The sequence below is a fragment of the Enterobacter cloacae complex sp. 277I4 genome, assembly GCF_050031465.1.
GTDB classification, from domain to species: Bacteria; Pseudomonadota; Gammaproteobacteria; order Enterobacterales; family Enterobacteriaceae; genus Enterobacter; species Enterobacter cloacae.
This window is the reverse complement of the sequence record NZ_JBLGWC010000001.1, coordinates 3,874,063-3,883,107: the sequence shown is the minus strand read 5'-3', so window position 1 is coordinate 3,883,107 and position 9,045 is coordinate 3,874,063. Positions and strand designations below refer to the sequence as shown.

Annotated in this window: 9 protein-coding genes; 5 read left to right on the top strand and 4 right to left on the bottom strand. The window is 52.3% G+C overall.

The annotated features are described in order from the left end of the window. Positions 1-465: 465 nt before the first annotated feature. Together ACQG19_RS18920 and ACQG19_RS18915 are read right to left on the bottom strand one after the other, a co-directional pair. Positions 466-822: a hypothetical protein gene (locus tag ACQG19_RS18920; protein ID WP_013098385.1), complete on the bottom strand. Its 357-nt coding sequence runs from the start codon at positions 820-822 to the stop codon at positions 466-468. A gap of 360 nt (positions 823-1,182) precedes the next feature. Beyond that, a complete protein-coding gene (locus ACQG19_RS18915; RefSeq protein ID WP_077681899.1) occupies positions 1,183-2,589 on the bottom strand; it encodes an MFS transporter in 1,407 nt (468 codons plus the stop codon). A 340-nt stretch (positions 2,590-2,929) separates the two neighbouring features. On the opposite strand from ACQG19_RS18915, the gene ACQG19_RS18910 reads away from it, so the two are divergent. After that, positions 2,930-3,844, top strand: coding sequence for a LysR family transcriptional regulator (locus tag ACQG19_RS18910; RefSeq protein WP_013098383.1), 915 nt, complete (start codon positions 2,930-2,932; stop codon positions 3,842-3,844). Here ACQG19_RS18910 and ACQG19_RS18905 read toward each other — a convergent pair. Both ACQG19_RS18905 and ACQG19_RS18900 read right to left on the bottom strand, forming a co-directional pair. Then, positions 3,828-4,421 (bottom strand): L-threonylcarbamoyladenylate synthase, encoded by a 594-nt coding sequence (locus tag ACQG19_RS18905; protein WP_013098382.1) that lies wholly within the window; start codon positions 4,419-4,421, stop codon positions 3,828-3,830. The genes ACQG19_RS18910 and ACQG19_RS18905 overlap by 17 nt on opposite strands. A 38-nt stretch (positions 4,422-4,459) precedes the next feature. After that, positions 4,460-5,239 (bottom strand): L-threonylcarbamoyladenylate synthase, encoded by a 780-nt coding sequence (locus ACQG19_RS18900; protein WP_023620864.1) that lies wholly within the window; start codon positions 5,237-5,239, stop codon positions 4,460-4,462. A gap of 235 nt (positions 5,240-5,474) precedes the next feature. On the opposite strand from ACQG19_RS18900, the gene ACQG19_RS18895 reads away from it, so the two are divergent. Genes ACQG19_RS18895 through ACQG19_RS18880 form a run of 4 tightly spaced genes read left to right on the top strand, consistent with a single transcriptional unit; the run spans position 5,475 to position 9,029 of the window. Continuing rightward, positions 5,475-5,951 (top strand): YbhB/YbcL family Raf kinase inhibitor-like protein, encoded by a 477-nt coding sequence (locus ACQG19_RS18895; protein ID WP_013098380.1) that lies wholly within the window; start codon positions 5,475-5,477, stop codon positions 5,949-5,951. Between the two features lie 10 nt (positions 5,952-5,961). Beyond that, on the top strand, positions 5,962-7,188 hold the full coding sequence (locus ACQG19_RS18890) for an HlyD family secretion protein (RefSeq protein ID WP_058660435.1): 1,227 nt from the start codon (positions 5,962-5,964) through the stop codon (positions 7,186-7,188). 12 nt (positions 7,189-7,200) lie between these two features. After that, complete coding sequence (locus tag ACQG19_RS18885; RefSeq protein WP_038980932.1) at positions 7,201-7,806, top strand: L-threonylcarbamoyladenylate synthase; 606 nt, start codon at positions 7,201-7,203, stop codon at positions 7,804-7,806. Further along, positions 7,803-9,029 carry an MFS transporter gene (locus ACQG19_RS18880; protein WP_246932870.1) on the top strand — a complete coding sequence of 409 codons (1,227 nt, stop codon included), beginning with the start codon at positions 7,803-7,805 and terminating at the stop codon, positions 9,027-9,029. Before ACQG19_RS18885 ends, ACQG19_RS18880 begins: the two co-directional genes overlap by 4 nt. The last annotated feature ends 16 nt before the right edge of the window (positions 9,030-9,045 follow it).

The window sequence follows — 9,045 nt, the reverse complement described above, 5'->3', positions numbered from 1 at the left end:
TAATAGAGGAATTAATCCGGGACGGTATGAAAATGATATAGTCAGAAAAGTCTGGATATGCAAATTAAGCTTTAGTAAACATGGCGCAAGGATGTGAAGAGGGCATTACTTTATAAATTTTGTTTATAATTTAAAATTTGTAAGTCATTGATTGTGTGCGATTAGTTCATTTTTAATGAGTCGGTTTTTTATGCGTTTTCGCCGCGGGAAAATAATTGGTAGGTGATGATTTTAATCGTATTCTGGCATTGATTGTTTATGGTTGCTTAATTGCGATTTAAGATAGGGTAATGTTTTTGATGTAAGATATATTATATTTATTCGCATTTTAAAAATATTCTTTTACAGGGTTAAATTTTCTGCTAGCAGGCGATATTTAATAGAATGGTGAGGGGTAAAATACGCCTGACTTTATTTGAAGCAATAAAAAAGGCCGCGCAGGCGGCCTTTTTATCTGTGTGACGGTTACTCAGTGACTTTCTTTTCCAGTTCGCTGGCACCTTCTTTGGTTTTGTTCCAGCCTTTCTCAGCACCTTCTTTGGTGGCGTCCCAACCCTTCTCGGTGCCTTCTTTGGTTTTGTGCCAGACTTTCTGTGAGTCTTCGCTGACCTTGCTGCCAAAGCTTTCGCTTTTACCTTCTGCAGCATGTTTCTGTTTCAGCTTCAGCTCTTCACCTTTGTTCTGCTCTTCGTGCAGTTTTTGCTTCGCTTCGTTGGCGTTAGCGTTCGCCGCGGCGACGGTATCATCAGTTGCATGTGTGGTCGCAGCAAATACTGGAGAAGCCAGCAGAATGGCAGACAATGCGATAATTGTTTTTTTCATAATATCCTCATTTACGTTATCGGTTATGAGCGTGATTCAGCATGTCACAGACAAAGCGAAGCGGCTTTAGGAAAAAACTGTAAAAGGGTGGAGGCCATGACGGCGCTATTTCATGCGAAAGGCTAACCGAACGTGAGATATCCAATCTCGGCCAGTGCTGCCAGCGTCAGTAGAATAAAAAATACTATGGTGAAGGGTCTGTACATTGCTCTCTCCTTGTTTGCGCAAATATCATCCGTGTTGTTCCTGGTATGCTCCCGCCCGATGTTATTAGGGGCAACGTTATTATCTACAGGGCAGCGAAAATAATCATGGATGCCGCTCACAAGTTGTGAGACGGCATTTTATTAGTCACCGTGATTAAATATTTTCCAGGTCGATACCGCGCGTGTTGGGACCAAAAATACCAATGGTGAGCATAACAATCAGCATACTGATCACAATAAAGGCAATGACCGCCGTTGAGCCGCTATATTGCAGTATCAGACCGATAATTATACTGCTGAAGACGGTGGATAAACGGCTAAAGGAGTAACAAAAGCCGACCGCTCGCGCCCGGATACGGGTGGGGAAAATCTCTGACTGATAGGAGTGGTAGCTGTAAGTCAGCCAGGCATTGGACCAGGTAATAAAAAAGCCGCAGGCAATGAGCAGCAGTGGGTTGCTCTGAAACGCAAACAGCGAACCAAAGATGACCGTGGTCAGACAGGACAACACGATTTGCCATTTATTTTCCATTCGATCGGCATAGCGGCTGCAGATAAGCGCGCCAAGAGGATAGGCCAGCGTGATGAAAAAGGCGTATAACAAACTGTGCGTGACGGATGTCCCGCTGCCGGACAGCAGGGCGGGCAGCCAGTTTCCGAAGCCAAAAAAGCCAATCGCCTGAAAGATATTCATCACCACCAGCATCGCAACCCGGCCACGGTAGCGCGGAGACCAGATATCTTTAAACCTGCCCTTGAGTGAAACCTGTTCGTTGTGCTGCCCGGCGCGGAGAGGGAAATCAGCCTGTTCGCCGCTGCCGCAGCGCTTCTCCATCTCCTGCATGACGGTTCTTACCTCATGAAAGCGCTTTTGCTGCAGCAGCCAGCGCGGAGATTCCGGCAGCCCCTTGCGTACCAGCCAGATAATGATGGACGCCAGCGCGCCAGCGATCACCACGAACCGCCATCCGCTCAGGCCAAACCACATCTGCGGTACCAGCCACCATGACATCAGCGCGACGGCAGGAACCGAGAGAAACTGAATGAAAAAGGCGAAAGCAAAGGCGCGGGTGCGAAGGTGAGCAGGTACCCACTCTGTCAGATAGGTATCAATGGTAACCAGTTCAACGCCGAGGCCGATGCCTACCATAAAACGAAAAAAGATCACCCATTCCGCCTGATGCTGAAACGCCATGACGAGGGAGAACAGCCCGTACCAGAGCAGGGCATACATAAAGGTCGCGCGTCGGCCAATGCGATCAGCATAGGGGCTGAGCAGGCTGGCACCGATAAAAAGCCCCAGAAAAGTTGCGGACGCAAACGCGGCCTGGTCGGCCATACCGAACACGCCCTGCTGGCCGGTGTGGAAGATGCCATCAGCAATGAGACCGGCGCTGATGTAGCCTGTCTGAAACAGATCGTAAAGCTCAAAAAAACCGCCAAGGGACAGCAAGGCGATGAATCGCCAAAGTCCGGCGGAAGCCGGTAAGGCATCGATCCTTGCCGCAAGATCGTCCTCGCGGATGGGGTTTTGTGCCCCCCACTGTGTTCCTGAAACTATGCATTCACTCACGGTTAACCCTCTCGTAACATTCACCCTGAGTCGTTATGCTAGAGGGAAATCAGCGGATTTAAATTTTTAATTCGTATTCAGAAGCAATAAATAAAGCATAAAAAACCAGATATTTTTCTTTTAGTGCGTGGATATTCACCCTCTGAGTTAACCCATTTTTCGAAGAAAATATATTCTTGTTACGCGGTGAAAAATAGCTGTGCGGCGCTACGGAGTTATTATCGAGCCGGGGCAGAACGACAATGCTGGAAAATTTTCACTTGACGATAGCAAGGACTTTTGCCACTAATTATCGGGTGATGTTTGCTGACCTGGTGCAGATTGTAGAATGGAAAAAATCGAGAATTTAATTCCGATGGTGGTTTTCGCGCGTGTCGTCGAAACCCTGAGCTTCACCGAGGCCGCACTCTCTTTGGGAATGTCGAAGTCATCAGTTAGCCGGGATATTTCAACGCTGGAAAAACGTATTGGTGCAATGCTGCTTAAGCGCACCACCCGGAAAATAGAGATTACGGAGCTGGGGCTGAGCTACTATCAGCACTGCTTCAAAATATTGAATGAACTGCGCGCCGCAGAACGCTTTATACGGGATTATTATGAGGAACCAGCGGGGACAATAAAAATACTTGCCCCGGTGACGTTCGGAAAAGAGTATGTTGTGCCAGCATTAAATGCGTACTTAGAACGAAATATTATGGCCAACGTCGATCTCGATTTATCGGATAAAGCGGTGGATATCAAAGAGAGCCAGTACGATCTCTCTATCATTGTGGCGCAGGACACGCCAACCCATGAGCACACCAAATTTTTATGCTCCATCCAGTGGGGGCTTTATGCCACCCCTGACTGTATCGCCCGGATGCGTCCTGTTCTGACGCCGGGCGATCTCCCGGCCCACAACTACATTCTGTTTCGCGGTGTGGCGCGTACGGTTTCGCTGCCGTTCAGAAAAGAGAAACAGAAGGTCAATATTGACGTTCATAGCCGCTTCAGAAGCAACAACAGCGTGGCGCTGATCAGCATGGCGCTTTCCGGCCTCGGCATTGCTTACTTGCCCAATTACATTGCGCGAGAAAGCCTCGCCACCGGGAAACTGGTCCGGCTTTTACCCGGCTGGCAGATGGATGAATATAAAGTGTGGCTACTGTCCAAAAATAAAAACACGATGACCTCAGGCATTAAACGCTTTAGCGACGAACTTCAGCAGCTGATCGCCGGGGCCGAGGTCAAAGCAGGCTACTGATATCCAGCTCGCCATGACGCAGGATCGAGACTTTGTCATCCAGCAAAGAGATATGCGTGGTGGCGGTACGGCTGGGGTTTTTGCAGTTGGACGGGACAACCAGATCGACACAGTCTCCCATATCTTCCCGGGCGAGCGTAAAACTGACAAGATCGCCCTCATCCTGCGGATACCCTGCCGGGATCACCACCAGGGGCCTGCCTAAGCGGCTGATGATGGTTCGCATCTGACTGTTTTTCACGCAGACGACCGGGAGAATATCGCCTGCGCCGGGAAGAAAATCGGCGCGCTGTTTCTTTCGCAGGCTGATTTTAAGGGTGCCGGGCCAGCAGGCCCGGCTGAGCATTTCAATTTTGCTTCTTTGCCACGGGCTGACATCCACCCATTCCCATATGTCCGCCAGTTCGCAGAAGCAAAACGTCATCTCTCTGGTACAGGGCGATCTTTTTAACAGCGTCAGTTTTTCCACGGCATCCGGGCTGTAAGGATCGGCTGCCAGGGCAAAGTGGGTATCGGTAGGGATCAGGATGATCCCGCTATTACGCAATACGGTAATGGCCTTGTCTATAAATGACATGATTATCGATATCCCTGTGACGCGGTTAAACCCAAAAATTAATAGTAATCGCCGTGGCGATAGTCCCAGGTATTAAACTGGGCGGACATGAAATTAATAATTTTATTCACGTCGAGACCTTTGCGAATTAATACCGGGCAAGGAGTTACTTTTCTGGCACTACCCTGTTCAGGGACCAGTTTCCCTTCGCTGTCCACCATGGACACCATCACGCCTTGTTCATAGCGACTCTCCTGGGTTTCATCAGGCTGAATAGACTTAACGTACTCGTTGGCACAAATAATTAAGTCTGCACGCGATTCGATGCGTTCCCCAATGAATTCCACCATGCCGCGGTTGCCTTTTCCTGACGGATTCGCCGAGCTGGCAAAAGAGAATTTCTGATGATTTTCCCACAGCTCTTTAGCAATCATTTCGCCGGGTTTGCCAAATTTAATCACGAAGCAGCTGGTTTTTCTGCCGTCCATCATCAGCTCTTTAAGGCCGTTATCGGGTAATCTGGCGATGGCATCTTCTCGCCACGGTAAAATACAGCCCAGTAATACGTCTGCATCCCAGTGGGCCTGATAAAATGCCTCGATTTCCGGGTTCATCTCCGCCAGCGATTTCAGCTGTTCCATACTGCCGCACAATACCACGCCGGGTTTATTACGGTTTCGCTGTTTGGCTTCGAATTTTCTCTCCAGCCCCTCTTTATCTGAGGTCATAATGATATAACCCACTTTCGTAGGGCAAACAATCATTCCGCCTTCAGCCGATAATACGTTAATCGCTTCCGGCTGAACCTGACCATTCCACGCGACTTTCTTATTCATCATTCAATTCTCCCTGCACCGCACTGGTGTCATAAATTTAGGGAAAGGATGTCGTGTAATAAGAGGCTTCGCAATCAGCAGAGAAATTTTCACCGCATTGTTTCAGTGTTGGAACAATATCGCGTTATTCCTGGGCAATATGCCGGGTTGGTTAATTCTGTTACCGGTTTTGCTTTCAATCGGTTACCAATAGAACAACCCACCGGTAAATACCGATTTTCAAACAGAGGTTAACGCTATGAAAGTATCTATTGCAGGTTTAAGTGACTACGCTTTTCTCTCCAAAGCGAACGAATATCATAATTTTGGGGGGAATGGCGATAATGTCTCTCCCGCCTTGTCCTGGGAAAATGTCCCGCAGGGAACCAAAAGTTTTGCCGTAACCGCGTACGATCCTGATGCGCCAACGGGCAGCGGTTTCTGGCACTGGGTGGCGTATAACATTCCTGCCAGCCTGACCGGGCTTGCGGCAGGCGCGGGAAACCCGGCGAACACACCCGACATCAAACACGCCAGCTCCGATTTTGGTGCGCCTGGCTACGGCGGTTGCTGCCCGCCAGAGGGGGATATTCCGCACCGCTATATCTTCACCCTGCACGCCCTGAGCTGCGATGACCTGGGCGTGACGCCGGATCTGCCAAACGCGGTGATACGTTTCCTCATCAACATGCATACCCTTGAGAAAGCCAGCGTCGTCACGCTGTATAAGCGTTAATGAGGCGTGTGTGATTAACCGAATCAGAGCGGTTTTCGCCCGGCATAGCCTGCTCAAATGGGGCGTGGCGGGTGGCGTGCTGGTGGCCATTGTTCTGCTGTTTTTTGCGGGAATGGGGGTCTCCAGCAAGGAGGCCTTTATCAATGGCCGAATATCCACGGTGCTCTCCCCGCTGCCGGGACAGCTGGTGCTGGCGAAGAACATCGCGCCGGGACAGGCGGTCCGGGCCCGACAATCGCTGGGAAATGTGGTCACCACGCAGGCGAACGACCAGATCCCCGGCCTGGTGGCCCAGCGCAGCGTGCTGGAGATCCAGCTTGCTGAACTCGACAAGCAAATTTCGGGGATCGATCAACGACTGCAGGTTTATCAGCAGCAGCGGCAGCAGTACCTCGCCGAGAGCAGGATGCAGCAGCAGTTAGGTGAGAAACAATCGGCTGCCACGTTTGTGCAACTGAAGGAGGAGCTGAGCGCGATTAAGGCGCAAACCGCCTTCTCCCGACAGCAGCTTCAGCGCTATGAAAATCTCTACCAGCAGCGTTTCATCAGCCGCATGGAGTATGAAGAGCGTAAGAACAACACCCGGGTGTTGCAGGCCAGCCAGGAGGCGAAAGCAGCCGAGCTGCGTCAGCGTTTACTGGACGTGAATGCCGCCAAATCCGGCCTTCAGCTGACAGGGCCAAGAACGCTGGATGCGCCACAGCAGAATCAGCGCGATATGTCGCTCACAATTGAGAATATGCAGCAGGAGAAGCTACAGCTGATTGCCCGCAAGCAGGCGACGACGCAAAGCATTCAGGAAGTCGCTGCGCTCCTTCACTCCCGTCAGCAGGCGGCGCTCAACAGCAGCACGGACGGCGTGATCTGGGACGTGACGGAGGAGAGTGGTGCGAGCGTCCAGAACGGCACCCCGATTGTGCGCATTCTGGATTGCCGCACTCGCTGGGTTGAGGCGTTTTTTGATGAGGCTGACGCCGGCAGTCTGCGCCCGGGGATGGCGGTAACGGTGCGTCTGACCACCGCATCCGCCACGCGCTGGAAAGGAACGATAAGAACCCTCCGCGCTGGGAGTGGACGCGTAGCGGTCGGGGAGAGGGACGTACAGCCCCCGCCTGAAATCGCGCGCCGGCAGTTGCCCGTAAAAGTGCTGACTGCACATATCGATATCGACTGGAAAGACGTGCCGGATCCCGCCAGTTTCTGCCTCGCGGGACGTAGCGTAACCGTCAATATTTAAACAGGAAAAGAGATGCAGCATATACACAATACGGTCGCCGCCCTGAAGCGCGGCGAGGTGGTTCTGGTCCCCACGGACACGAATTACGCCCTGGCGGCAGACCCGTGGAACATTGACGCCTGCCAGAAAATTTACGATCTCAAAAAACGCGAACGACAGAAACCGCTGACGCTTTTCGTCGCGGAACCGGCGCAGGCATGGGATTACATCGCCGTCGATAAGGTCCAGCACCGCGCTGCGCTCGACAAACTGATTGGTGCCATGCCCGGCGCGCTGAATGTGGTGGTTCCGGCATCGGACAATGTGCCGCAGAACCCGTATCTGAAGCCGGAATCCATCTCTCTGGTGTGCAATCATCAGAGCGTGTTGCGAGAGGTGATTGCGCTGTTTGGCCGCCCGCTGGGGATGAGTTCTGCCAATCTTTCCGGCGTGGAGTCTGACTGCCTGATCGACATTGATGCCGCCCGCCAGACGTTTGGCGACCGTGTGGGCTATATTCTGCCCGCAGCCCAGCGTCCGGTGACAACGGTCTCCAGCACCATCGTCTCGTTACTGGAGAAGGAGATTAAAATCCTTCGTGCGGGAGATATGGATATTATGGCGATGCTGGCGTCATGACGACGCGCCGGTTTCATCCCGGGTCTGGCAACCATGGCCTGTTCCTGGCCTACCGTATTATTTCCCGTTGCTATTTCCATCTTCCCGTCTTGCTGCTCTATTTCTGGACAATAGACATGGGGATGTACCGGATTATTTTCCTGCTGGCGCTGTATGGATTGACCAGCACCTTCAGCAGCGGCATACCCGGCTGGCTGCTGCGCTTTTTGTCACCCAGACAGACGGTGATTGCAGGCGAACTGATGAAGGCGCTGGGAATGGCGCTGATGCTCTGGAGCACCCGGCAAAGTGAGGTTAACCTCTCTCTGCTGGTGGTGTCGCAGCTGCTTGGCGGCGCGGGATTTACCATTGCGCTGACCACGGATGCTGCCCTGCTGCGCCAGCTCACCGCAGGCGATCAGCACCGGTTTATGCAGATCCAGACCACGTCGCAAAGCGGGATGTTTATTGCCACCCTGATCGCCGGATCGCTGGGGAGTATTCTGTTTGACTACAACCCCCAGTGGCCGTTTATCACCGCCATTGTGGTGAGCGTTATCTCCGCCGGATGCGTGGCGTTGATTCGTGTGCAGGAGGCAGAGCCCGAAACTGCCCGGCCTGTTGAGCGGGTCTCTTTTTCGCCCAGAGGGGACCAGCTCTTCTGGATGCTGTTCTATTCCATCTCACGCGCTTTTACGCTGGCGCCGTTCATCGGCTTTATCCCGTTCTACTTTATTATGGTGAATGTCGACCCGCTGCTTTTCGGTGCCGTGCTGAGCTGCTTTACGCTCTCGTCCTGGGGAGCGATCAAAATAGCCGGGCCGTTTATCGCACGGTTTGGGGTAACGGCGTTACTGGCGACGACAAGCCTTTTTATGACGGCGGCGCTGGGGCTTTTTGCCAGCAATGAATGGCTTGCAGCGAGAGGCATGGACTATTTTGTCTCCGGGCTGCTGGCGCTGGTGCTGCTGGGGTTTGGCTCCGGGACGATCCGGCCCGTCACGCTTGCTAACCTCGATCTCTCTGCCAATACCCCGGATGAACGTATGCGCGTGTTCGGGCGCATGGAGCGTGATTTCGGGCTGGCCAATGCTTTTTTACTGGCCGTTGGGGCGTGGCTGCTGGTGAGCCGGGACTTTTCCACGCTGATGCTGATCTTCTGCCTGATCTATATTCTGGTGGTATGCATATCTGCACTGCTTTACTTAAAGAATTTGCGCAGCAGGGAGCACAGTTCCACCTGAGGAACAATTCATACGC